The sequence below is a fragment of the Alteromonas sp. ABH4_452 genome (assembly GCF_056311825.1).
Map to the genome: position 1 here is coordinate 1417920 of NZ_CM149973.1, position 24245 is coordinate 1442164.

The window sequence follows — 24245 nt, forward strand, 5'->3', positions numbered from 1 at the left end:
ATAAGAATAAAAATGGAATTGCAGTGAAAGAAACCATTCAAATAGAAAAACTGCTCAGTGAATACGCGCCGCTTATGGCGCGTATTGCCGCAACGTTTGAGGCCAATAAATCACTTCAAGATGAACTGATACAAGAAATGTCACTGGCGGTCTGGCGCGCCTTTGATGGAGCTTCGAAAGGTAGTGATAGTGGCTTTCGCGGTGAGGCGAGTGTGAAAACCTTTGTGGCCAAAATTGCGCATAACAAGGCGGTAGACCACGTAATTAAAGAGCAGCGACACAAAGAGTTCACCCACGACGGAGAATTTGACCCCTCTAATGCACCGGGCGCCGGTTCATCTCGTGATGCGACGTTGCAAGAGAATGCGATGGATCTTATGACAGGCTTACGTCAGCTAGAAATAAAGTACAGACAGGTACTTTCTATGATGCTAGAAGGGTTCAGTCAGATAGAAATAGCCAATATGTTGGGCATCAACGAGGGCGCTGTCGCCAAGCGAATAGCTCGAGCCCGCCAACAGCTTACTCAGGTAATGGAGCAGCAGCCATGAGCGACAACAAAAAAGTGATTAGCGAAGATAAAAAAGCTATTAGCGAGGATAAAAAACTCGTTAGCGAATACAGAGAAGGTGTGCGTGACCAAGAATCAGATACTAGCGCCAACAGCCCGCAAATGAGCGAGTTAGATAAGCAATTTTCACAGTGGCAAAGTGCCTATAAGAATGCAACCCCTTCGGTAGATACAGATTCACTGTTTAAAGAAATCAAAAGCGTGAGGTTTAAACTAAAACTAAAAGGTGCCGTTGATTTGCTACTCGGGCTTGCGGTTTCAGTGTGGTGTTTGATTTTGGTATTGTTTGAGCCGCTCTCCACGTACCAATTTTTGTTATTCACGGTACTGGCGCCTATCCCTGCCGCTTTTGGGGTATGGGGATATCGGGTAAGACAAAAACAGTGGAAAGCTCAAACGTTAGATGTGCATTCGATGCTGTCATTTAAACAAACCCAGCTACAGCAGCAGTTACATTACTGGAAAATTAGTCTTTATGGGTGTGCAGCACTTTGGTGTGGGTTATTTGTATTAGCCATTTTCAACGTAGTCATGTTCAACGCCTATACTCTGTGGGGCACGCAGCTGGTGATAAACAGCGTGGTCGTCTATATCGTATACCGCAGGTACAAAAAGCTAAACGCCGATTTGCCGTCGGCGCTAAAGAAAATAGAGGATATGAAATAGCTGAAACTGATAGTGTTACAATTCCAACATAGGAACGAAGCCCCCGTAAATAAGGCGTTTACCGTCAAAAGGCATGGGGTTTTCGTTCTCCTGCATTCGTGGATCTTCCATTACTTTTTTCCACGCAGTATCGCGTACTTCTTTTGATGGCCAGAACGCGATAGAAAACACCACGGTTTCATTTTCTTTGGCTTGTACCGCTAAAGGAAAAGACGTTATCTCACCGTCGGGTACATCGTCACCCCAAGCTTCAAGAATTTTAGTGGCACCATACTCTTTAAAAATATCGCCAGCGAGTTTGGCGTGTTCAATGTATAACGCTTTGTTTTCTGTGGGAACGGCTACAGTAAAGGCATCGATGTATGACATGAGGTGGCTCCGTCAGTGATTAGAATACTAACATAGCCTAAATAACGAACAGTACGCAATGGTGAATACGGCAGACTTTTCGTAAACAATCTACTAAGACTAACGCTCTGCAATTTTAGCCCACTGATATAAACCGTGCAGCGCTAGTCTTCTTGCCTTGGGAAATAGATATTTTTTAAGGGGCGATTGATAAATAGGAAGAGATAAGTCGAGGTCGCTTGTGCCCATCATTCGCTGAGCAAGCCGCTGCCCGGCAAAGGCGGCAAAGGAAACCCCTGAACCACAATACCCCATAGCATAACCGATAGAATAAGCAGAACGGTTTGCGTTATTACTGCTGGCTTCACTGTCTACGAAAATACGTGGCATGCTATCTAGCGACACGCTCACCCAACCACTCCAAAAATAATCCATGGCGATTCCGCTAAGTGAAGGGAAGCTTTTAACCATAGCGCGGTATAAGCGCTGCTTATCTGAAACGTTATCTGCATCTTTACCTTTTACGGCACCACGACCGCCAAATAACAATCGACCATCTGGCAATACCCGATAGTAGTATTTCATCATTCGCGTATCCATAAAGCTCATGGGAGTGGTCAACCCGGTCGATGCGCGTTGTTCCTTATTTAAAGGGGCGGTAACAAAGATGCTCGACTGTACGGGGAATTGCTTATTGTCTACGCTGTCGTGAAAGCGTTTGGGGGTATAGGCGTTAGTAGCAATGAGTAAATGCTTAGCAGATACCGAGCCGCTCGGCGTGGTGACAAGGAACCCTGTTTTTTGCTTTTCAATGCGAATGGCTGGTGAGTCGTAAAAAAGTGTGGCACCAAGTTCTTTAGCGACTCTTGCATATTCACTTGCCAGTTTTAAAGGGTGTAAGCATGCACCTTCAAGTTCAATGCCACCGTAAGCCCCGTTTATTCCAAAACGGGCAGCAAGGTCTTTTGAAGTGAGGGTAGTGCTTGGTACATTGAAGCTTGATGCTAGATGATTAGCACTGGCGTATAGTTGCTCGGCTTGCTTAACGTTATGGGCCAATTTTAAATAAGGCCCTTCTACTAAATCGACCTGCATATCAAAGGCTGTAATACGCTTTTTAAGCAAATCCACGGCGCCGTCAAACTCGGCCTGCATGCCCATGGCGACTGTATGATCCCATTTATCTTCTATAGCGCTTAACGACAGTCTACCGCTTCCAGAGAGGATAAAGCCGCCATTGCGGCCTGCACAGCCGAACCCAAGTGAGTTTGCATCAAATAGCGTAACATCCTGCTTAGCTTGAGCAAGCGTAATTGCAGCAGACAAGCCGGTATAGCCACCCCCGATAACGAGATATTCGGAATCAACCTTTTTGTTCAAAGGCGGCAGTGCTGGCACCTTATGCGTGGCATGCCAGTAGCTTTTGGGCGCGGGAAGCATTGATGAAACGCCGCGGGAAATAAGAGGGTCGTAGGTCATAAAATAAGATGGCTGTGAGCGTTTACGTCATGTTGGGCATTAGAATTGTAGTAGCATTTCCGCACCTTCACATTCACAGTAGCCCTCACAGACTGGGCAATCATAGCCCTCGTGAATAGATGCGTAGCGCCATTTGTTGGCGTGTTTTTTTATCAATTGGCCGCCATTTTTGGTGAAGTATTTAAATGCACTATTGCCCGGGCTTGCCAACCAAATATGCGCTAAACCCGCTTCTGCACCTTGAGCTTGCGCACACTTTATAGACTTGCGTAATAGCGCACTGCCAATTCCACAACCCTGCATGGCGGGGTCTACAGTGTTGCATTTAAAATAACATACGGTATTTGACTCTACGGGCCAAAGAGTAGGCGTACACCACTCATCGGTTTGCCACTGCGTATGTGCAAAGGTAAGCCTGAAACCCACCACTTTATTTTTGTATAGTGCTACCCAGCTAGCATTAGTATTGCCAACAAAACTTTTGGTGTAGTAATCAGCGAGCAACTCGTTAGTGAGGTAGTTGTCACCATGTACGTAATTACCAAGAAAAATCACGCCTTGAAAAAGCTCAGGCGCTAATTGCTCGTAAGTTATATCGTTTTGAACAAAATGATTCATTTGAGTGGTTGGCGTCATGTTTTTTCTTTATGAGGGGCATTTTTCATCCCATCAAGGTGAACATCTAACGCTTCTACAGAAATCAAAATTTCTCTCACCGACATCCACAATGAATAGAGTAGTGACACTAAACTTGCCGCGAAAACCCAGTTTCCCACTTGTTGATAGGTGAGATAAATGGCCAACATTGAGACCACACAAAGAAAAAAGCTACCCACCCCCGCTATTTGCATACGCTTAATAAGTTGAATGCGCAACCGAAGGTTTTTTATTTGCGCTTGAGTGTTGTCATCTTTCTCTTCTTTTGAAAAATTTCGGATGATTGTCGCAAGGGTTAAAAAGCGATTGGTATAGGCTAGAAGCAATAAAGAAATTGCCGGAAATAACATAGCCGGAGTAGCAATATCTATTTTCATAGGTGGTTCATGCAATCGTCGAATAAAGGAAGTGTATCACAGGGGATGCGTTACACACAGTTATCAGCTAAGCGCTTGGTTTATAGAACATTGCCTAGTTTCTAGGGGCAAGCTGCTAGGCTACATTCTGTCTACTGTCATGCCTGCTGCGCTCCAGCCTAACATGTCGCCTTCTAAATGCATGACTTCGGAGAAATCGAGTTCTTCCAACACTTTCATCGCCAATTTAGCGCGTCTACCGGAACGGCAGTAAATGATGATAGGTTTGTTTTTGTGGCCTTCTAATTCGCTGAGGTAGTCATTGATGTTCTCATGGGGCATATTCACGGCACCAGGAATGTGACCATCGGCAAATTCTTTAGGTGAGCGAACATCAATAAGCAGCCAGTCATTGTTAGCGACCCGTTCGATAAGATAAGGCGAAGCGGCAACAGAAGCTTGCGCGGTCGCTTTCGCTGTGCACTGAAGCGAAACGAATAATGTAACACTAACAATAACTAGAAAACCCGCAACAACAATCCGCATGAAAAGATGCTCTTACCTTCTTACTGATATTTTAGACTTAAGTATAACGCTTATGCGTTTTATTTAATACCTTCACATAATGATTTTAGTTCACTTATTAATCGTAGTGAAAAGCGGCTAGCGACATCCGGGTCGACCACAATAAGCGGTGCATCAAGAAACCCGCGATGGGCGCGCCAAAATACTTCTAGGTCTTCGTGTGAACTCTTGGAGGCGGCAATGAGTGCATAGGGTTGGCGAACTAGCACGTCTTTAACCGCTACTTGAGGATAATCAATCGGGCTATCGTGAAATAGCGTTTGCGCCCCACAAACATTTAATAGTTTATTTCCCCATGCATTGGGGCCAATAGTCATAAGTGGCGCCGTCCATGAATAGTAAAACACCGGTTTACGTGGCTTCTTATCGTATTTTAGTCTTAGGTTTTTTAACTCACTGAGAAAATCATTGGCGAGCTGGGTGGCTTTTTTTTGCGTGTTAGTAAGTGCACCAAGCCTTTTTATTTCACTACCAATATCTGTGATATTTCCAACCTTGCTGGTAAATACATTAAGCCCCATTGAAGAAAGTTTATGTATATCCTGAGGTTTGTTACCTCCGTCCCAAGCAAGTATTAAATCTGGTTCTAACGCCACTATTGCCGCAATGTCAGCACCTTGAAAATCGGCTATTCGTTGAATACTTTTGGCAGCTTCTGGATAGTCACTGTAGTCGCTTACACCTACAAGGTTTGACCCTAAACCTAAACTAAATGCCCATTCTGTAAGGTGTGGTGCAAGGCTAATTATTTTTAAGTCGGAAGGTTCCGCATCCAATTGTTCATTTAAACCGCCGGAAGGAAGTTGCTCTTCGTTGGTAATTTTTCTTGTCCCGACGGTAGGCTCTGTTGCTTTGTTGGCATGTGCGCAAATAGGCATTGAGCACAGCAGAAAAAAAGAAAAAGCGCTTAGTGCGCGCAATATTTTCATAGCGCAACGGCCATGGCAAACAGGGTTAAAGATGCAAATGAACTCGTTGCTATCATAGCCAAAGTAATCGTGTTTTTAGCTTTTAACATGTGAGAATACTTAACGTCATTTACGCCTCCTACGCGGGCATATCGAAATTTCTTATTAGCATAAATGGCAGGGCCCCCCAGTTTTACATCTAGTACACCACCCATAAGCGCCAGAAGCAGTGACGTCTTATCTTTTACTGGTGAGCGTTTTATAGCGCTAATGCCTTTTACGGGATGGCTAATAAGAAGAGTTATAAAGCCGCCAATAGCAGCGGGTGGAAGGGTAAGTAAATAAACCAGCTTGCGAACGGGTTTTGCAAAGAGTGCCATTGCAGGCGTGCGGTAGTGCCATTGCCACGACGTAAGCAAAAGTAACCTATAGATCAATGCGCCTATTGGCCCTGCAACCACAAAGTAAAAAATAACGCCGCAATACAGGTAAAGAAATTTAAGCCAAAGCGACTCAATCGCTGCTTTAGCAATACCGATATCTGTTAGAGAGTTACATTGTCGTGCGGTAATGGTTTGGACCATTTCTCGGGCAAGAGACTTTTTGTTTCTACCTACACTTGCCAGTACTTTTTTATACTGCTGGCGCTGGTAGCCAAAATCGAGCACCGCGACAAGAATAATTGCTTCAAAGAAAACGGGGTACTGAGCCATGTACACTAAGATGGCGATACAAACTACTAAAGGCGCAAGTAAAACTAGAGCGGCTAACGAACCTGAAATGTAGTGTTGAGATGGGCCGAAGTCGCGAGACGGCACTACCTTACGTCCCATTTGCAAAACAAGATAGCGCATGAGTGTTAGGGGATGTGTACTTTGGGGCCAGCGCCACAAGGCATCTACGGCGAGAGCCAGCCAAAGTACTAATAGCGACTGATATTGCGGGTCGCTAATTACCTCTGTCATATTATTTTGAGAGGGCCTTGATCATTGCCATAACTAGCTGTGCAGAATGCTTAGCAGCAGTGTCTAAATATTCTTTAAAGCTCACTGACGAAGTTTTACCAGCAATATCTGATAACGAGCGAATCACAAGAAACGGTGTATCTAGCATATGGCAGGTTTGACCGATAGCCGCACCTTCCATTTCTACCGCTTTCATATCAGGAAAGTTTTCACGCAATTCCGCCACCGCTTCATCGCTCCCGATAAATGCATCACCAGTGCAAATCAAGCCCGTTGTCGATTGTAATGAAGTAATTTCTGCAGCTGCACTACGTGCTGTTTCCATCAATGCGGTATCACAGCGAAAATCTTCAGGCATACCTGCACATTGACCCAGCTTGTAACCAAAATGGGTTAAATCGGCGTCGTGGTGAATAACGTGACTTGCTATCACTAAGTCACCAATATTCAGGTTCTTGTCGAAACCACCAGCAGAACCTGTATTAACAACTGCATCAGGAGCGTACTGCTCAATCAATACAGTGGTAGCGATAGCCGCTGCTACTTTACCAATGCCGCATTTAACCAACACCACTTCAATGTCGTTGAGTGTGCCTTCATAGAATGTAAGGTGTTTCCACTGTGTTTCTTTTACGTTCCAAAGCGATGCTTTAAGTAGCGCAACTTCTTCATCCATTGCACCTAAAATACCAATTTTTTTCATAACATTACCGAGGGTGTTAAGAGAGTTAAAAGCGTGAACACGCTATTGAATGCACTAATTGTATAAGGAAAATAGAGAAACTGACAGAAAAATGCCTTTGTTACCGCTATTTGAGAGTAAGAAAACAGCAAAGTAACAAAGGCTAGGGGAAGCTCTGATTAACCGTTTCAGGCGGCAGCTGGTCTGCTTGAACGCACAGGACGGGTAGGGCGCTTGGGTGGTTCTGGGTTGTGCGTAGGTAGCTGTGCCATTTTATTTTGTAAACGGCGATAAGGGATCAGTTTGTTTTCCAAGCACTCGCGAATATCGTCAACCGTGTAGCCAGATTTAACTTTAATCCTTGCGTGCGGAAGGCCTGCTGCATCTAAAGCGCCCGTTACAAACCAATCTTTTTGCGTTTTATAGCCTTCTTTCCCTTGGCTGTGAACCAAATCGATAGCCATAACAGGGCTCATATCTTGTTTATCGACCAGTACAAAGTCGAGTTGTCTGCTAGATGCTCTGCTAAGCGCTTGGCTTGCTGTCTTCTTGTTGGTTGATTGACGTACTGATACAAGGTCATTAAGACGTACGCGGCACACTATTCTAAACTCTCGACCCATGGCCTGTTCAATAAGGTTTAAAAAAGTATGCTCTACCGGAGTGAACAGTTGTGCTTTCCGCCTAAATGGAAATGCTACTCCACCGTCTGACAACTTTATGGCACCTAGTGCAACGACTATAAGTAACATCATTAAAATAATTGCCAATTCCATCGTAACCCTCGCAAATATCAATAGAAAAAGTCATGACATGAGTAACTGAAGGTCAGCCTGGCCCAGTGTATATAGCTTAGCCGCATGAGCTTCGTTTACGGCATAGGCGTCATAAAAATGACGCTTATTGCTGTCATGAAGTAGTTATTGATGAAATAGCAAAGCGGGTGCCAACATTAGCTTTGTTGGCAGATTTCTACGATGTATTTATTGATTTTTTGAGGTGACTAGAATATCAACCTGAGAACCGGCATTGTCAGGGCTTATAACTACCCTTACGGCATTATCTTGAGAGGACAATAATGTACGGCCTCTAATAGCTGGATGGGGCTTAAGTAGTGGGTGAGCGCCTTGGTATTCGCTAAGTATCTCACTTGGGGAGCGTGGTGAGTGATAAACCATAACTGCCGACGTGTCTTTTTCGAAGGCTTGGCACTGTCTTGCATCATTAGATATTTTCACCTGCTGAAACTCGGCGGGGCACGACACAATAGAAGGTTGGCTTAAAGACGGCATCGCACCCTGGTTAACTTTTTGCTCATTAACTTGGGCGTTCGACGAAGAATCTACTGAAAGAGTGTCTGCAAAACAGGCACTTCCTGAGGCTAATGCTAAACAAAATAAAAGCTTCTTAGTGTTTACGTGCTTCATAGGTAGGTTCTTTATCCAGTGGGCGATATTCTTTATTCGTTTTTACGATACTAGAGGCGTTATTCTTTTGCTTCAACTAAACCTTGGTCTATTAAGGTATGTAAGAAGAGCTTTTCGTATCTTCTGTGGCGTGTAAAACAAAAAAGCTCGATAGCGAGGCTATCGAGCTTTAATAACAGAGAATATTCGCGAAGGTTAAACGCCAATATAATCCATGATACCTTCGGCAGCCTTACGGCCTTCGTCGATAGCGGTAACAACAAGGTCACTACCACGCACCATATCACCACCAGCAAACACTTGTGGGTGTGAGGTTTGGAAAGCAAATTTACCCGCAGAAGGCGCGCGTACGCGACCTTTCTCATCAAGCATAATGCCGAAATCGGCAAACCATGGCGCAGGACTTGGTTGGAAACCAAATGCGATGATAACAGCATCTGCTTCAAGTACGTGTTCAGAACCTTCTACTTCAACAGGGCGGCGACGACCATTTACATCTGGCGGCCCCATTTCAGTTTTCACGAACTTAACGCCACAGGCTTTTCCATTTTCATCAACGGCTATATCAAGAGGCTGTAGGTTGAATTTAAACTCAACGCCTTCTTCTTTAGCGTTAACCACTTCGCGGCGTGAACCAGGCATACTTTCTTCGTCACGACGATATGCACAGGTTACTTGCGCAGCGTCTTGACGAATTGAGGTGCGTACACAGTCCATGGTGGTATCACCACCACCTAGCACAACCACACGCTTGCCTTTCATATCAACAAAATCAGCAGGATCTTTTTCAAGGCCCATTACGCGGTTGGTGTTGGCTATAAGGAAAGGAAGTGCATCATATACGCCTTCAACGTGTTCGTTGTCAAAGCCACCTTGCATCGACTTGTACGTCCCCATGCCTAGGAATACAGCATCGTACTTGTCGATTAGATCCTGGAACTGGATGTCTTTACCAATCTCAGTATTAAGTACGAACTCAACACCCATCTCGGTAAAGATTTGGCGGCGTAGCTTGATTACATCTTTCTCTAATTTGAAAGACGGAATACCGAATGTAAGTAGGCCACCAATTTCTTCGTATTTGTCGTAAACAACAGGTTTAACGCCGTTACGAACTAATATATCAGCACATGCAAGACCAGCAGGGCCTGCGCCTACAATCGCCACTTTCTTGTCGGTCCATACCACGTCAGACATATCTGGGCGCCAGCCCATTTTGAATGCCGTATCGGTAATGTATTTTTCAATACTACCGATGGTAACAGCACCAAAATCGTCATTCAGCGTACACGCACCTTCACACAGTCTGTCCTGCGGGCATACGCGACCACATACTTCCGGCAAGCTGTTGGTTTTATGAGAAAGTTCTGCCGCTTCTAGAATACGGCCTTCATTTGCCAAGCTTAACCATTGGGGAATGTAGTTGTGCACAGGGCACTTCCATTCACAGTATGGGTTACCGCAGTCCAAGCAGCGATCTGCTTGGCCTTCGGTTTGAGATTGGCTTAGCGGCTGATAAATTTCCGCGAACTCTTGCTTACGTACCATGATCGGCTTTTTAGGCGGATCGATACGTTCAACATCGACAAATTGATATACGTTCTTTGCCATAAACTAAATCCTCCTACTGAGCCTGAATGCGTAATTCAGCACTTGAACGACTGATGTGACCAAGCAAGTTTTTCACATCACTGGTTTTTGGCTTAATAAGCTTAAAGCGTTTCAGCGTTGCGGCGAAATCAGTAAGCAGTGACAACGAGTGCTCGCTTCCTGTTTCTTCGTAATGCTGATTAATTAAGCCTCGTAAGTGCTCAGCAAGAATCGCTTTGTCTTCAATAGGCATAACATCAACAAGCTCGGCGTTTACACGGTTATCAAGGTCGTCGCCATCATCCATAAGATAAGCAAAACCACCTGTCATACCTGCGCCGAAGTTCACGCCAACCGGACCAAGTACGGCAATAATACCGCCTGTCATGTATTCACAGCCGTTGTCGCCAATGCCTTCCACTACTGCAATAGCACCTGAGTTACGTACCCCAAAACGCTCACCAGCGCGGCCAGCAGCAAGCAATTTACCGCCTGTTGCGCCGTAAAGGCATGTGTTACCCATGATGGCGCTGTCGTGGGCGTCATACGAGATATCGCGCGGCGGGTGGATAACAAGCTTACCGCCAGTCATCCCTTTACCTACGTAATCGTTGGCATCGCCTTCAAGGTGCATATGTAGGCCGCCAGCGTTCCATACGCCAAAGCTCTGGCCCGCTGTACCGGTAAGTTCAACCTTTATAGGTGTATCTTCAAAGTCGTGATTACCGTGATGTTTAGCAATTTCACCTGATAGCAGAGCGCCTACAGAGCGGTCTGTATTGCGTACTGGGTATTTGAGGGTAATTGACTCACCATCTACCACAGCTTGCTGAGCATCTTTAAGCATCTGAGCATTTAACTCGCCTTTATCGATAGGCGCGTTAGTGGTTTGCGAACAAAATAGGCGAGTGTGGTCGCCCGCTTTAGGCTGCGCAAGTAGTGGCGACAGGTCCAAGCGATTTTGTTTAGCAGTAATGCCGTCTAGCACTTTAAGTAGCTCTGTGCGGCCAACTAAGTCGTCGAACTTAGCTACACCCATAGAAGCCATGATCTCACGTACTTCCTGAGCGATAAACTTGAAGTAGTTCATCACCATGTCAGGTAAGCCAATAAAGTGATCGTCACGCAGCTTTTGATCTTGCGTTGCTACACCGGTCGCACAGTTGTTTAAGTGGCAGATTCGTAAGTATTTACAACCAAGCGCTACCATTGGGCCTGTACCAAAACCAAAGCTCTCAGCACCTAAAATACCTGCCTTAACTACGTCAAGACCGGTTTTCAAACCACCGTCGGTTTGAACGCGTACTTTATGACGCAAGCCGTTTTCAATTAGGGCTTGTTGCGTTTCAGATAGGCCTAGTTCGAACGGACTACCAGCGTACTTAACAGACGTTAATGGGCTTGCTCCTGTACCGCCGTCGTAGCCTGAAACGGTAATAAGGTCGGCATAAGCTTTTGCTACACCTGTTGCAATGGTGCCTACACCAGGCTCAGATACCAGCTTAACCGATATAAGTGCCGTTGGATTAACCTGTTTCAAATCGAAAATTAGCTGAGCCAAATCTTCAATTGAATAGATGTCGTGGTGCGGTGGTGGTGAAATAAGGGTTACACCTGGCACAGAGAAACGAAGCTGTGCGATGTACTTATTTACTTTATCACCAGGAAGCTGACCACCTTCACCTGGTTTAGCACCTTGCGCTACTTTTATCTGAATAACGTTAGCGTTTACCAAATAGTGAGGTGTTACACCGAAGCGACCTGACGCAACCTGCTTGATTTTAGAGTTCTTCTCAGTACCAAAACGAGAAGGGTGTTCGCCACCTTCACCCGAGTTAGACTGACCGCCTAAGCGGTTCATGGCAATCGCCAGCGCTTCGTGCGCTTCAGGGCTTAGTGCACCGATTGACATGGCAGCGGTATCAAAGCGCGGGAATAAGTTCTCCGCTGCTTCTACTTCGCTAACATCAATAGGGTCGCAATCAGGGTTAATAGCTAGCAAGTCGCGAATGTGTGCTGGCGCACGGTCGTTAACAAGCTTGGCATATTGCTGATAGTCATCGTAGTTACCTGACACTACAGCCTTTTGAAGCGTACTCACTACGTCTGGGTTATAGGCGTGATATTCGCCACCGTGAACGTATTTAAGCAAGCCGCCGTGATCGACAGACTTACGCTTAAGCCATGCAATACGGTTAAGGTTCACAAGGTCTTGATGGAAATCATCAAAGCCCGCACCTTGAATGCGTGAAGTCACACCTTTAAAGCAAAGGTTCATTACTTCGTTGTTTACGCCCACCGCTTCAAACAGCTTAGAGCTACGGTAGCTTGCAACGGTGCTAATACCCATCTTAGACATAATCTTATACAAGCCTTTGTTGATACCCTTACGGTAGTTCAACGTGGCCTGCATAGGAGAAATATCCAGTTCACCTTTTTCGCAAAGCTGCTCAATGGTTTCGTATGCTAGGAATGGGTAAACCGCAGTAGCACCTAAACCAATCAACACGGCAAAGTGATGCGGGTCGCGGGCACTTGCTGTTTCAACAACAACGTTCGCGTCACAGCGCAATGACTTTTCAACGAGACGGCGCTGTACCGCACCTACCGCCATTGCTGCTGGAATAACCAAACGGTTTTGCTTAATGTTTCTGTCAGACAGAATAACAAACGCAGCTCGCTTGTTCTTAACCAGCATTTCTACTTCGTTACACACGCGTTCAATAGCTTTCTTCAAGCCTTCTTGCGGTGCGTATTGAAGCTCTACAACCTCTGAATAGTAGTTGTCAGGGTTAAATTCACGTAGCTGCTTAAGATCGGTATACATTAATATAGGCGAGTCGAACAACACGCGGTCAGCATAACCTGAAGTTTCGCTAAAGACGTTTTGCTCGCGGCCAATACAGGTTGCTAACGACATAACGTGGTTTTCACGTAGCGGGTCGATAGGCGGGTTAGTAACCTGTGCAAATTGCTGACGGAAGTAATCGTAAACAGTACGCTGGCGCGATGACATAACCGCCATTGGGGTGTCGTCACCCATTGAACCAACGGCTTCTTGACCGTCTTTTGCAAGCACTTTAACCACTTGCTGAATTTCTTCGTAGCTGTAGGCGTGTAGCTTGTGATATACCGCCATGGCATCATCGTCAAACACGCGTTTGCCAATTAGAGAGGCATCAAGCTGCTCGATAGGAGTCAAACGACGAATGTGTTTTTCTAGCCACTCTTTATATGGATGACGCGCTTTTAAGTCGTCATCAATTTCTGTAGAACGCCAGATTTTGCCTGTGTAAGTATCTACAGCAAGCATTTCACCAGGACCTACACGGCCTTTCTCGATAACGTCAGCTTGCTCGTAGTCCCAAATACCCACTTCTGAGGCTAGGGTAATGAAACCGTTCTTAGTGATAACGTAACGTGCAGGACGTAGACCGTTTCTATCAAGGTTACAGGCAACGTGACGGCCATTCGTTAATACGATGCCGGCAGGGCCATCCCATGGTTCCATGTGCATCGAGTTAAACTCGTAGAATGCACGAAGGTCATCATCCATGGTTTTGTTATTTTGATATGCAGGTGGAACAAGCAAGCGCATGGCGCGGAATAAATCCATACCACCGGCTAGGAATAGTTCCAGCATGTTATCCAGTGACGATGAGTCAGAACCTTCAGTATTTACAAAAGGTGCTGCATCTTTAAGGTCGGGGATAAGCGGCGTTGAAAACTTAGCAGCACGTGCCATCGCCCAGTCGCGGTTACCTTTAATAGTGTTAATTTCACCATTATGCGCAAGAAAACGGAAAGGTTGGGCTAGCGGCCAGCGTGGTAGTGTATTCGTTGAAAAGCGTTGGTGGAAAACGCAGATCGCGCTTTGCATACGCTCATCGGCAAGATCGTGATAAAAGGCGGGTAAATCTTTTGGCATTACCAAGCCTTTATAGATAGTTACCAAGCCTGATAAACAAGCTACGTAAAAATCGGGATCTTTTTCAAGACGTTTTTCGGCGCGGCGACGGATCATATACAAACGACGCTCTAGGTCGCGTTTTCTCCAGCCCGCAGGGGCGTTCACAAAAACCTGTTCAATCTGTGGAACGCCTGTAAGCGCTAATTCACCCAGTACTGAGCGGTCGACAGGCACTTCGCGCCAACCCACTACTGAAAGTGTTTCTTTTTCTAGTTCTTCATTAAGTACTTCACGCGCAGTTTGCGCAAGTACTGGGTCCTGACTTAAGAAAATCATGCCCACGCCGTATTTTTTGCTGAGTTTCCAGCCATTTTCTTCGGCGATTGCATGGAAGAACGCATCCGGTTTCTGTAGTAATAGACCACATCCGTCACCGGTTTTCCCGTCGGCGGCGATACCGCCACGATGCTGCATACGGTCAAGACCGTGTATAGCAGTAGTTACCAATTCGTGACTGGCTTCCCCATGAGTGTGAGCAATTAAGCCAAACCCACAGTTGTCCCGGGAATCATTGGGATTATATAAACTCATCTCTTAACTCCTTCAACCTTTTGACTGGGCAAGGTATGCGTTGCGTGTAGATGCGCCTAGGTTTGCGTATCACAACATTATTAGACGTCTTTTAAACCTGCGAGCGGTATTGCTCGCGGCATGCGCCTTTCTTGTCGTTATTTATTATTAGAGGATTCCAGTCTTTTCCGCATGTTTATGCATTATTGCTGTGCGGGCCGTACAAAATACCCACATTGAAAAATAAAATCAAACGCTAAAAATTCGAGGTTTATAGAGAATTGGTATAAATATAAATAAGTTTATTAAAATCAAAGGTTTGTAGTTGAACTTTCAGGTTTGTAACAAAAATGTTATCAGCGGATAAAAATGATAAGTTTTAGTTGCGTAAATGGTATTGGTTCTCATTCGCTTTTTTAAAGTGAATAATTATGCTCTCAGGTTGTCATTTTATGTTGTCAAATGCCTTTTGTTTGTATTTTTATTAAATCGTAAAGTTACGGTTCCACTCATATAAGTAGTTTGCTATATTGGTTAAAAATTATTCGTATGTAAGGTTGTGTCTCACTTGATAGGACATTCGTGTAATTTCCACGAACGCATTAGCGTTAGTTAGAGAATAAAAATTCACTGAAAGCACATGCTACCGAGTCAGTGAGGACTATCGAATGACTGCATTACAGGCAAGCCCCAACAGCACCTTTATTATTAACGACCATATAATAACAGGCGAAGACGTAAGTTTTACGCCTTCTCCCAATACCTCCGGGCTTTTTGAGCAGGGCTTTCCTGACACTATCGTCATACACTTCACCGCAGGCAGTAGCCTAGCGTCGTCAGTTAATGTATTAACTAGGCCAGGCAGTGGCGTGTCTGCTCACTTTGCCGTGGGACGCAGTGGCAATATTGTACAAATGCTGCCAACCAATAAGATTGCATGGCATGCAGGGGAAAGCCATTTCGAAGGGCGTAGCGGATTAAACCAATATTCAATAGGTATTGAACTAGATAATGCAGGCCAGCTTAAAGAAAGAAGTGACGGCACTTATGAGAGTTGGTTCGGTAAAGTGTTTGAAAAAAACGAAGTATTCGAAGCTAAAAAGAAAAACCAGCATGCCACTGGCTATTGGCATAAGTATTCTGATATTCAAATTTCGCGAACCCTTACCTTGTGTAAAGCACTGTGTGAGCACTACCAAATTTCTACCATTGTAGGGCATGAAGAGATTGCGCCCTCGCGTAAAGTAGATCCCGGCCCCGCCTTTCCCTTACAAAAATTTAAAGAACTCGCATTACATCCCGACAGTAACGTTTGGGAAACTGATTCAAATAACACCAATTCACAGCGAGAAGCCCACGACCAATTCCGACGTGACATAACTAGCCCCATAAAGAAAATTGCGAATGTGAGTGCAAATGCGCTTAATGTTAGAAAAGGGCCTGGCACTTCATTTCCCATTATTGATAATGGTTTAAATAAAGGAGAAATATTAAAAGTACTAGAGAGGCAGGGCGATTGGGCGAAAGTATCTTTTACTAAAGTCGGATGGGTAAACACCTCGTTTATTCACGAAGTTACGGAAAAGTCGCCGTTTAAATCGTGATCGTGAAGTGGTGTCATCGCTTTGCTACAACAAACCGCATTCCCGAAGTGATTAAAGCCTGATAGGATACAGGCAAAATAAGATTAGATTAGACGTACATGCATTCAGATTCACCAAACGATTCTTGGGCAATCCGCTTTGCTCAATTTGTTCAGCGTTTTGGCACTCTAAAGCTCAGCATTTTGTTTGTTGTTCTTTCGCTGGTGTTCACGCTAGGCGGTTCTTACGTGATACGCGTGAGTATGGGAAGCCAAGTTCAACCTGACGATTTCATAAGTGCAGTCATTCTCACGATGCTATCTGCGCCTTGGGTACTCTACTTCTTCAGTGAACTAATAAAGCAGCTAGAGAATTCGCGTACCAACTTAAAAGAAGTTGTTAGCCAATTAGAAAGCTTACGTGAAGAAGACGTATTTCTTAACCGAGAACTACAGAGCAATATTCGTCAGCTTAATCATGAAATTGAACAGCGTAAACAGGCGCAGGAAGAGCGAGAAGCTCTGTTCAAAGATTTAGAAAGAGAAATTCAAGACAAATCTGAGCAAGAGGCTCAAGCGCGACGTTTGTCCACGCTATTGCGCTCTATCATTGATGCGTCGCCTGACTTAATTTACTACCGCAATGAGGAGGGTCGATTTGCAGGCTGTAACCGCATTGCCGAGTTAATGACGGGCAAAACCGAGCAAGAGTTGCTTGGGTTGACGCCAAAAGATGTATACGAAGAAGAGCTAGCCCGCCAAATTGTAGCAAGCGACCATGAAGTATTAGAAACCAACGCAAGTATCACAGAAGAGTTGTGGCTTCGCTTCGCTGACGGCCGTCGTCGCTACTTTGAAATGAAGCGCGTACCTTTCTTCGACAAAGAAGGTAATCGTTTAGGTTTATTGTCTTTCGGTCGAGATATGACGGAACGTAAACAAGCCGAAAACGCTGCGGCGAAAGCAAGCACCGATAAGACGCGCTTTATAGCGACCATCAGTCATGAACTTCGTACCCCATTGAACGGTATTGTAGGCCTAAGCCGCATGCTGCGTGATACCGAGCTAAGCGATGAGCAATTTAGCTGGGTAAGTACTATTTACGCTAGTGCTATTACATTAGGTAATATCTTCAACGATATTATTGATCTCGACAAATTAGACAGAGATAAACTAGAGCTAAGCCTTAAAACGATTTCGCTAAAAGATTTCACAGAAGAATTAAGCAGTATTATTCGACTGCTAGCGGCAGATAAACAGCTTGAACTAAAAACAACGATTAATGAGCCGTTACCCCGTTTAGTGGAAATTGACGGTACCCGTCTTCGCCAAATTTTGTGGAATATATTGTTTAACGCAGTGAAGTTCACACAAAAGGGGCACGTGAGTTTATCAGTATCATCAACGAAACCTGATGGTGATAAGGCATACGTTACCTTCATTATTGAAGATACCGGCGTGGGTATTCCTGAAAGCGAAATCGATAAGATTTTTGCTATGTATTACCAAGTCGATCACCCCGATCACCAGTCAGCCACAGGCACGGGTATCGGTCTGGCTATTTGTAAGCAAATGGTCGATTTAATGAAAGGTGAAATTCACGTTTCTAGTAGCGTGGGTAAAGGCACCCGTTTTGAGATTGTACTGCCAGTGCAAATCTCTAACAGCCCAATGAAGGTCGCACAGCTTCAAGTGACGGGGCTTAATATCTTGTTGGTAGAAGATATTGAGCTGAACGTTATGGTTGCCAAAGCCTTGCTTGAGAAGCTTGGGCAAAAGGTTGATGTTGCAATGACGGGCCAAGAAGCTATTGATAAGGTAAGGGAGAACCAATACGACCTTATCCTGCTCGACATTCAGCTGCCTGATATGACTGGGTTTGATGTGGCGAGCACTATTATTGAAGAAGACTTGGTCATGCAGACGCCTATTGTGGCGCTAACGGCTAACGTAATTAAAAAGCGTGATGAATATTTAGAAAACGGTATGGACGATGTGATTGCAAAGCCAATCAAGAAGTCTCGGGTTATTGAGGTGTTCAACGAGCTGTTCCATGCACCTCCAGCTCCGCTAGAAGTAGACGGCGAAGTAGAGCGCCCTGAACCAACTAAAACATTAAGTAACATTTTAGATATGGACTTATTACAGATGTTAGTTGATACCATAGGGGATGAGATGGTTCGCGCTAGCGTCAAAGTATTCCAAGAAAAAATGCCTGAATACATGGAAATACTGCAGCTTAGCTTAAGCGCCGATGAAAAGTCCGAAGTGTGCTCACAGGCTCACAAAATTAAAGGTGCAGCTGGCTCTGTAGGCTTGGCTCGCGTACAACGTATCGCTAATCAAATCCAACAAGGTGATCACCCAACGTGGTGGGAGAACGTGCACGATTGGGTAGAAGAGCTTCAAATGGCGGTTCAGCACGACATGAAGGCGCTGCACGATTGGTTAAACGAACAACAGGTTGACGACTAGTCAGCGCAACGCGCTCTTTGATTTGTAATGTTAAAAAGAGGGCTTGCCCTCTTTTTTGTTATAAAAATAGCGGTAGAGTAGACGTTAAGAACAGCGCTGTTACTTAGCTAAATGGCTCTCAAAAAGGCGGAGGGCTTATTATATCTATTCAGTGGTAAAAGGAATTAATGTGATGACAATAAGCGCACAACAAGAAACCGTATTTTCAAACGATCAGTTAAGCGTTGACGAGATTCCCTCACTTCAAACGCTCGCGTTACTGCCTATTTCTAAAAAGTACCGAGCGCTGAATATTTTCTCAATTGGATTGATAGCGGTAGTGCTAATAGGCATCGCCACCGGACTACGAGTACAAAACTTTTGGTCACTACCAGATGGGTTACTACACGCTTATCCATATGTTATCGCAGGTATCGTCGCTTTAGGCAGCGTGTGGGCGCTCTACCACTTCTTTGCTGATGTCCGCATATTCTATGCGATTCGAGAGCAAGATATTAGTAAACAGTCTGGGCTAATTTTCAGAAAACTCTCGTGCCAACCTATTTTGCGTGTTCAGCACGTTGAAGTTAACCGCGGGCCGTTTGATAGATGGGCGGGTCTTGCTTCTCTTCAAGTATTTTCGGCTGGTGGTGAAATGCATACCTTTGAAATACCCGGGCTAAGTATTGAAAGGGCTGAGCAGCTACGAGAGTTTATCCTTGCTCACAAAGATATTGGTGCTCGCTAATGTCGGTATCAGAAACGTCCTCAAACGAAGCGTCAGAACATAATCTGTCACAAAAACCTGATGCTGCTGTGCAAGCACCGACATTAAAGGTAGAAACGGGTGATGAGTGGCAGCGCCTTTCTCTTATTTCTATTCTGTACTTTACCATTCGTAATTTTTCCGCCTCGGCACAAGTACTTATCTACACCATTCCCGCGTTAGCCATATCGTTTAATATTTGGGATAACTTGCTGTCGCCTGAAGTGCTAATTGGTGCCGGGCTCCTGTTTTTATCTACTAGTAGTAGCGGCGTAATAAGCTTTCTTATGTACAAGTTTCGCGTGCACAACCAACACGTCGAAATTCATCATGGTGTGTTTCAACGCCGCTATACCAACTTGCCTTTGTGGCGTATTCAAAACGTTAAAATAGAACGCCCTTTCTATTATCGCCCGTTTGGGTATGCGTTAGTGGTGCTCGATACCGCAGGAAGCGGTAAAGAAGAAGCAAAAATAGTGGCGGTGCCTCAAGACTATGCTGAAGCACTGAAGAAGCAGGTGCTGTATGAAAAAGCTCATCATGACGTGGGCGATATAGATGAGCTAGCTGGTGAGAACCTTTCTGATAGTGAATTGGCTGACGGAAGTTCGATTTCACGTACAAAAAGCATGAGTGATAAAGCTGCAAGTAACGCCCATACAAGTGAAGAAGTATTAAATCGTCGTTCCGTAAAAGACATTATTATTCACGGAATCACTAACAATCGAGTTTGGATCATACTGGGTGCGGCAGCGCCTTTTTACGACGATGTGTTTGGGATTGTGTCAGAGTGGTTAGCTGATAAGGGATTGCAGCTTAATCAGCTGGTCGGTGAACAAACGGTAGCTTGGTGGCAGTTTGGACTGTATGCCTTCGTCATACTAATGATGCTAATGGCTTTAGTTGCGCTACTTAGCGTAGGTGGCGCTCTTTTCACGTTCTATGGCTATACGCTTTCACGATCGGGAGACCGCTATATCCGTCGCAGCGGCTTGCTCAATAAGCTGGAAGTCAGCATGCGTGCATCACGCATTCAAATGATTACGGCGAAGCAAGACTGGCTGGATAAAATACTAAAGCGGGTGAATTTGTATTTTGAGCAGAACTCTACGGCTGGGCAGCAAATGCAAGAATTGATGTCGCCAAATAAACTCATTGTGCCATCGGTAACTGAAAATGAAGCCTTTGAACTTAGCCAAGAGGTTATGCCTGGTTGCGACCTGAGAGGTAAAAGTTATCAAACCATCAGTAAGCGGTTTATTAGGTTTTGGTTACTTGCCGTTTGGGCGTTGCCAGTTTTTGGTTTTTTCACACTGGGAGCCTTCACTTCCCATTTAGACATTATGATTGGCGCAGTTACTATTTTTATCTCTGTTGCGCTTTTGCTGACACTTAGATGGTGGCGATGGGGAATAGCTTACGATAACAAATATGTGTATATAAGACGAGGTCGTATAGGTGTCGATTATCAATGTTTTGAGCCCTATAAAGCACAGCAAGTAATTGTGAAACAGAGCGTTTTCATGAAACGAAAAAAGCTTGCCACGATAAAGTTTGTGCTGGCTTCAGGCGCGGTGACTGTACCGTTTTTACCAGAGGAATACGTCGATAAATTAGCAGATAGTGTTTTGTTTGAAGTGGAATCTACCAGAAGGTCTTGGATGTAATGTAAGGCGCTTTTATAACGCTATTTTCTATTCACTGTTTTAAGTACTGTTTTTATACGCTGTTTTTTTATGCAAACAGCGCGAGTTTGTGTAAAGGTAGATATCAAGTTACACAACCCTGCGTTTATATGGATATTCTTGATTACAGTGTTATTGCGATCTACCTCATTATTTTACTTATCATTGGTTTTAGTCTGCGAGGACAGCAGTCGAAGAAAGACTACTTTTTAGCTGGCAGAAGCTTAAGTTGGAAGCCGCTATTGCTGTCCATCATGGCGACTCAACTTTCAGCCGTTAGTTTTATTTCGGCTCCGGCGTTTGTTGGGTTTCGCGAGGGGGGCGGGCTAATTTGGCTTTCTTACGAACTTGCTGTGCCTTTAGCAATGCTGTTACTCGCTACTGTTGTATTGCCAACCCTGTATCGAAGTGGAGTAGTGAGTATATACGACTACCTTGAACGCCGCTTTTCCACCTCCACGCGTATTTTTATTAGTATTGTGTTTCAATTCAGTAGAGCGTTTGCCACCGGAATAATGGTTTACGCCTTGTCTATTATCTTGCAAGGAACGATGCAAGTATCAGCTACACAGGCGATATTGCTAATTGGTGTTATTACGCTTTTGTATTCCTTACAGGGCGGTATGAAAGCGGTCGTTTACGGTGACGCTGTTCAAATGATCGTTATCGTGATGGGCACCGCTGTTTGTATCGCGTTTGGTCTTAATGCACTGGGTGGCTGGGACGCCTTTATGCAACTCCTCCCCAGTGAGCGGGTATCGACCATTAACTTCTCCTCACTAGGCTTCGACGGCGATAGTTTTGGTTTTTTACCCATGGTGTTAGGAGGTGTAATACTTTATGCCTCCTATTATGGATGCGATCAATCTGAAGCGCAGCGAGCATTATCCGCTCAGTCCGAAAACGATCTTAAAAAGATGATGTTAGCTAATGGAATATTTAGGTTTCCAATTACGCTTCTTTATTGTTTAGCTGGTTTGGTGGTTGGCACTTTGGCGTTCAACGATGGCGGCTTGTTATCTCAAATTCCCAAAGATAATCCAGACTGGCTAATGCCAGTATTTATTCTTAACTACTTGCCCCACGGACTTATAGGCTTGTTAGTCGTCGCTATACTTGCTGCCGCCATGTCATCGTTAAGCTCAGCAATAAATTCTCTCGCAGCAGTATCACTGGAAGATTTTTTCAAGTTAACGGGAAGGCAGTCCAAACCTGAAGGCTACCTTCGCAGCGCTAAACTCGCGGGATTGATATGGGGCGTGATCATTTTGTTGCTTTCGCTCAATGCCGGCGACATAGCGCCCACTGTAATAGAAGCAGTGAATAAGGTGGGCTCAGTCTTTTTCGGTCCTGTGTTGTCTGTTTTTTTACTAGGTATTTTGACTAAAAAAGTAGATACAAAGCACGTTAACCTAGCGCTTTTATGTGGTGTTGCAACAAATCTAAGCTTCGCATTTTTTGTAGAGGGCGTATTCTGGTTTTGGTGGAACGTCACGGGGTTTTTGGGAACAATGTTACCTGCGGTTATTTTTTCGGTGCTTGTTCCTAGCGATAAAGCTAACACTAGCAATGCCCGTCGAGAGAATGAAGGCAATGCACTTAAAGACAATGTACTTAAAGGCAATGCACTGAAAAACAAAACCATTGCCGCCTTGTTAGTAAGCTATTTCGGCTTACTGGTGGTTTTCTGTTATTTGTTACCAGGGTGGCTGCAGTAGCGTTGACATTTTAAGCTTAAGCAGTTTGTGCAACTGCATCCCTAAGAATAATCTGATCTTTGCCGGCATGTTTAGCTTTATACAAACGCGCGTCGGCTTTTTCTAGCTGCGACTCTAAACATTTGTGCTCTTCAGTACTCACACCGATACTGCACGTAATGTTAAATTTGTGGCTGGTAAAGAGCGTAGTGCGAACTGCATCCATAAATGCAGAAAGCGCTGATAGATACACCTTAGGCGGCCTCACCGATACCACCGTAAACTCTTCGCCGCCGTAGCGCACAATTAGGTCGTCAGGAAAGTAATCTTTCAGTAACGCTGCGAACTCCTGCAATAACATGTCGCCAGTTTTGTGGCCATACGTATCGTTCACGCTTTTAAAGTTGTCAGCATCAATCATAGATACAATAACGTCTTTTCTAGACGTACTATTGGCGAAAAGCTCCTCCGCTTTTTCGTGTAGAAAACGGCGATTATACACTTTCGTCAATGCGTCTAAGTTCGCCGAGTTACGAATGGTTTGAATCATTTCTTGGGATTCAAGGTTTTGCATTACACGGCAGTAAAATTCTTCGTGATAAAACGGCTTAGATAAAAAGTCATTAGCACCGCTTTTAATAAACTTAGAAGTGAGCACGCTGTCGCCGGTTGCTGAAAGGCCAATAAAAACTAAGTCTTGCATCCGCCTTTCGTGTCTAATCGTTTTAACTAGCTCATAGCCATCCATATTAGGCATTCTATGATCTGCGATCACCATTTTGATATCGCGATGGTTTTCCAGCACCTCAAGCGCTTCAAGACCGTCGTTGGCCTCATGCACCTGAAACTGGAATTTGCGAAGTAATGAACAAATGTGATTGCGGCTCGTTTTTGAATCTTCTACAACAAGCACTTTAGTCGTTAGGTTTTTCCGCAGGCGGTCAACTAATTTAGAAACTTGAAGGTATGAGTAACGAGATTCTTTTGTAATGTAGTCCAGTACGCCTTGATCTAATAATTGGGCTCGAGTGAACTCGTCAAAGTTCCCAGTTAGCACGATAGTTGGAACGTTGTAAGAAAGCGCGAGCTCAACGCTCTCGCCATTCGGAGCATCGGGAAGATTCAAGTCGACGATAGCTGCCAAGTATTCGGTATCGCTCTCAAGCGCACTTCGGGCTTCAGCGAGGTCTTCACAAAGATCACAGGTAAAGTGAGGGTTATCCTCAATGAGTTTGTTTACTATCTTTCGGACAGTTAAGCTGTCTTCTACTACAAGAACTTTATACATGTGATTTACTCAAGGCATTTAACTTATGATAATAACCAATAAAATATAAAAAAGCCCTC

The 24245-nt window shown here is 44.7% G+C and carries 20 protein-coding genes; 7 read left to right on the forward strand and 13 right to left on the reverse strand.

Annotated features, from left to right (window positions below; translation table 11 throughout):
* The first annotated feature begins 23 nt into the window (after positions 1–23).
* The gene (locus tag ACYX4N_RS06060) at positions 24–551 is read left to right on the forward strand and encodes an RNA polymerase sigma factor (RefSeq protein ID WP_474805239.1); all 528 of its coding nucleotides are present in this window, start codon (positions 24–26) and stop codon (positions 549–551) included.
* On the forward strand, positions 548–1237 hold the full coding sequence (locus tag ACYX4N_RS06065; protein ID WP_476055938.1) for a hypothetical protein: 690 nt from the start codon (positions 548–550) through the stop codon (positions 1235–1237). The genes ACYX4N_RS06060 and ACYX4N_RS06065 overlap by 4 nt, the downstream gene beginning before the upstream one ends.
* A gap of 15 nt (positions 1238–1252) precedes the next feature.
* Here the strand turns inward: ACYX4N_RS06065 and ACYX4N_RS06070 are convergent, their stop codons facing one another.
* The 12 genes from ACYX4N_RS06070 to gltB all read right to left on the reverse strand — a co-directional run bounded on the left by ACYX4N_RS06070 (position 1253) and on the right by gltB (position 14735).
* Positions 1253–1606, reverse strand: coding sequence for a DUF1428 domain-containing protein (locus tag ACYX4N_RS06070; RefSeq protein ID WP_476055939.1), 354 nt, complete (start codon positions 1604–1606; stop codon positions 1253–1255).
* A 99-nt stretch (positions 1607–1705) separates the two neighbouring features.
* Positions 1706–3064: an NAD(P)/FAD-dependent oxidoreductase gene (locus tag ACYX4N_RS06075; protein ID WP_476055940.1), complete on the reverse strand. Its 1359-nt coding sequence runs from the start codon at positions 3062–3064 to the stop codon at positions 1706–1708.
* A gap of 39 nt (positions 3065–3103) precedes the next feature.
* Positions 3104–3700, reverse strand: a complete 597-nt coding sequence (locus ACYX4N_RS06080) for a GNAT family N-acetyltransferase (RefSeq protein WP_476055941.1) — start codon at positions 3698–3700, stop codon at positions 3104–3106.
* Positions 3697–4098 carry a DUF2721 domain-containing protein gene (locus tag ACYX4N_RS06085; protein WP_071952535.1) on the reverse strand — a complete coding sequence of 134 codons (402 nt, stop codon included), beginning with the start codon at positions 4096–4098 and terminating at the stop codon, positions 3697–3699. The genes ACYX4N_RS06080 and ACYX4N_RS06085 overlap by 4 nt, the downstream gene beginning before the upstream one ends.
* 120 nt (positions 4099–4218) lie before the next feature.
* Positions 4219–4623: a rhodanese-like domain-containing protein gene (locus tag ACYX4N_RS06090; protein ID WP_476055942.1), complete on the reverse strand. Its 405-nt coding sequence runs from the start codon at positions 4621–4623 to the stop codon at positions 4219–4221.
* Between the two features lie 59 nt (positions 4624–4682).
* Positions 4683–5591, reverse strand: coding sequence for a cobalamin-binding protein (locus ACYX4N_RS06095; RefSeq protein WP_476055943.1), 909 nt, complete (start codon positions 5589–5591; stop codon positions 4683–4685).
* The gene (locus ACYX4N_RS06100) at positions 5588–6535 is read right to left on the reverse strand and encodes a cobalamin biosynthesis protein (RefSeq protein WP_476055944.1); all 948 of its coding nucleotides are present in this window, start codon (positions 6533–6535) and stop codon (positions 5588–5590) included. Before ACYX4N_RS06100 ends, ACYX4N_RS06095 begins: the two co-directional genes overlap by 4 nt.
* A gap of 1 nt (position 6536) precedes the next feature.
* Positions 6537–7238, reverse strand: a complete 702-nt coding sequence (locus ACYX4N_RS06105) for a 5'-methylthioadenosine/adenosylhomocysteine nucleosidase (RefSeq protein ID WP_476055945.1) — start codon at positions 7236–7238, stop codon at positions 6537–6539.
* A 167-nt stretch (positions 7239–7405) separates the two neighbouring features.
* Positions 7406–7993, reverse strand: a complete 588-nt coding sequence (locus ACYX4N_RS06110; RefSeq protein ID WP_269916726.1) for a DUF2726 domain-containing protein — start codon at positions 7991–7993, stop codon at positions 7406–7408.
* 207 nt (positions 7994–8200) lie between these two features.
* A complete protein-coding gene (locus tag ACYX4N_RS06115; RefSeq protein WP_474805254.1) occupies positions 8201–8644 on the reverse strand; it encodes a hypothetical protein in 444 nt (147 codons plus the stop codon).
* Positions 8645–8839: 195 nt separating this feature from the next.
* Entirely contained in the window at positions 8840–10255 is a 1416-nt protein-coding gene (locus ACYX4N_RS06120; protein WP_334056559.1) for an FAD-dependent oxidoreductase, read from the reverse strand.
* A 13-nt stretch (positions 10256–10268) separates the two neighbouring features.
* Positions 10269–14735 (reverse strand): glutamate synthase large subunit, encoded by a 4467-nt coding sequence (gltB, locus tag ACYX4N_RS06125; protein WP_476055946.1) that lies wholly within the window; start codon positions 14733–14735, stop codon positions 10269–10271.
* A gap of 647 nt (positions 14736–15382) precedes the next feature.
* Here gltB and ACYX4N_RS06130 point away from each other — a divergent pair.
* The 5 genes from ACYX4N_RS06130 to ACYX4N_RS06150 all read left to right on the forward strand — a co-directional run bounded on the left by ACYX4N_RS06130 (position 15383) and on the right by ACYX4N_RS06150 (position 22919).
* Positions 15383–16318 carry an N-acetylmuramoyl-L-alanine amidase gene (locus ACYX4N_RS06130; RefSeq protein WP_476055947.1) on the forward strand — a complete coding sequence of 312 codons (936 nt, stop codon included), beginning with the start codon at positions 15383–15385 and terminating at the stop codon, positions 16316–16318.
* Positions 16319–16416: 98 nt separating this feature from the next.
* Positions 16417–18771 (forward strand): aerobic respiration two-component sensor histidine kinase ArcB, encoded by a 2355-nt coding sequence (gene arcB, locus ACYX4N_RS06135; RefSeq protein ID WP_474805257.1) that lies wholly within the window; start codon positions 16417–16419, stop codon positions 18769–18771.
* 172 nt (positions 18772–18943) lie between these two features.
* On the forward strand, positions 18944–19498 hold the full coding sequence (locus ACYX4N_RS06140) for a PH domain-containing protein (RefSeq protein WP_476056422.1): 555 nt from the start codon (positions 18944–18946) through the stop codon (positions 19496–19498).
* Positions 19498–21183 carry a PH domain-containing protein gene (locus ACYX4N_RS06145; protein ID WP_476055948.1) on the forward strand — a complete coding sequence of 562 codons (1686 nt, stop codon included), beginning with the start codon at positions 19498–19500 and terminating at the stop codon, positions 21181–21183. Before ACYX4N_RS06140 ends, ACYX4N_RS06145 begins: the two co-directional genes overlap by 1 nt.
* Before the next feature lie 128 nt (positions 21184–21311).
* Positions 21312–22919 (forward strand): sodium:solute symporter family transporter, encoded by a 1608-nt coding sequence (locus tag ACYX4N_RS06150; protein WP_476055949.1) that lies wholly within the window; start codon positions 21312–21314, stop codon positions 22917–22919.
* A gap of 16 nt (positions 22920–22935) precedes the next feature.
* Here ACYX4N_RS06150 and ACYX4N_RS06155 read toward each other — a convergent pair whose 3' ends face one another.
* A complete protein-coding gene (locus ACYX4N_RS06155) occupies positions 22936–24186 on the reverse strand; it encodes a diguanylate cyclase (RefSeq protein WP_474805260.1) in 1251 nt (416 codons plus the stop codon).
* Between the last annotated feature and the right edge of the window lie 59 nt (positions 24187–24245).

Coding starts and splice junctions, on each gene's coding strand:
- ACYX4N_RS06065 (WP_476055938.1), top strand. CDS start 548: ATGAGCGACAACAAAAAAGTGATTAGCGAAGATAAAAAAGCTATTAGC.
- ACYX4N_RS06070 (WP_476055939.1), bottom strand. CDS start 1,606: ATGTCATACATCGATGCCTTTACTGTAGCCGTTCCCACAGAAAACAAA.
- ACYX4N_RS06075 (WP_476055940.1), bottom strand. CDS start 3,064: ATGACCTACGACCCTCTTATTTCCCGCGGCGTTTCATCAATGCTTCCC.
- ACYX4N_RS06080 (WP_476055941.1), bottom strand. CDS start 3,700: ATGACGCCAACCACTCAAATGAATCATTTTGTTCAAAACGATATAACT.
- ACYX4N_RS06085 (WP_071952535.1), bottom strand. CDS start 4,098: ATGAAAATAGATATTGCTACTCCGGCTATGTTATTTCCGGCAATTTCT.
- ACYX4N_RS06090 (WP_476055942.1), bottom strand. CDS start 4,623: ATGCGGATTGTTGTTGCGGGTTTTCTAGTTATTGTTAGTGTTACATTA.
- ACYX4N_RS06095 (WP_476055943.1), bottom strand. CDS start 5,591: ATGAAAATATTGCGCGCACTAAGCGCTTTTTCTTTTTTTCTGCTGTGC.
- ACYX4N_RS06100 (WP_476055944.1), bottom strand. CDS start 6,535: ATGACAGAGGTAATTAGCGACCCGCAATATCAGTCGCTATTAGTACTT.
- ACYX4N_RS06105 (WP_476055945.1), bottom strand. CDS start 7,238: ATGAAAAAAATTGGTATTTTAGGTGCAATGGATGAAGAAGTTGCGCTA.
- ACYX4N_RS06110 (WP_269916726.1), bottom strand. CDS start 7,993: ATGGAATTGGCAATTATTTTAATGATGTTACTTATAGTCGTTGCACTA.
- ACYX4N_RS06115 (WP_474805254.1), bottom strand. CDS start 8,644: ATGAAGCACGTAAACACTAAGAAGCTTTTATTTTGTTTAGCATTAGCC.
- ACYX4N_RS06120 (WP_334056559.1), bottom strand. CDS start 10,255: ATGGCAAAGAACGTATATCAATTTGTCGATGTTGAACGTATCGATCCG.
- gltB (WP_476055946.1), bottom strand. CDS start 14,735: ATGAGTTTATATAATCCCAATGATTCCCGGGACAACTGTGGGTTTGGC.
- ACYX4N_RS06130 (WP_476055947.1), top strand. CDS start 15,383: ATGACTGCATTACAGGCAAGCCCCAACAGCACCTTTATTATTAACGAC.
- arcB (WP_474805257.1), top strand. CDS start 16,417: ATGCATTCAGATTCACCAAACGATTCTTGGGCAATCCGCTTTGCTCAA.
- ACYX4N_RS06140 (WP_476056422.1), top strand. CDS start 18,944: ATGACAATAAGCGCACAACAAGAAACCGTATTTTCAAACGATCAGTTA.
- ACYX4N_RS06145 (WP_476055948.1), top strand. CDS start 19,498: ATGTCGGTATCAGAAACGTCCTCAAACGAAGCGTCAGAACATAATCTG.
- ACYX4N_RS06150 (WP_476055949.1), top strand. CDS start 21,312: ATGGATATTCTTGATTACAGTGTTATTGCGATCTACCTCATTATTTTA.
- ACYX4N_RS06155 (WP_474805260.1), bottom strand. CDS start 24,186: ATGTATAAAGTTCTTGTAGTAGAAGACAGCTTAACTGTCCGAAAGATA.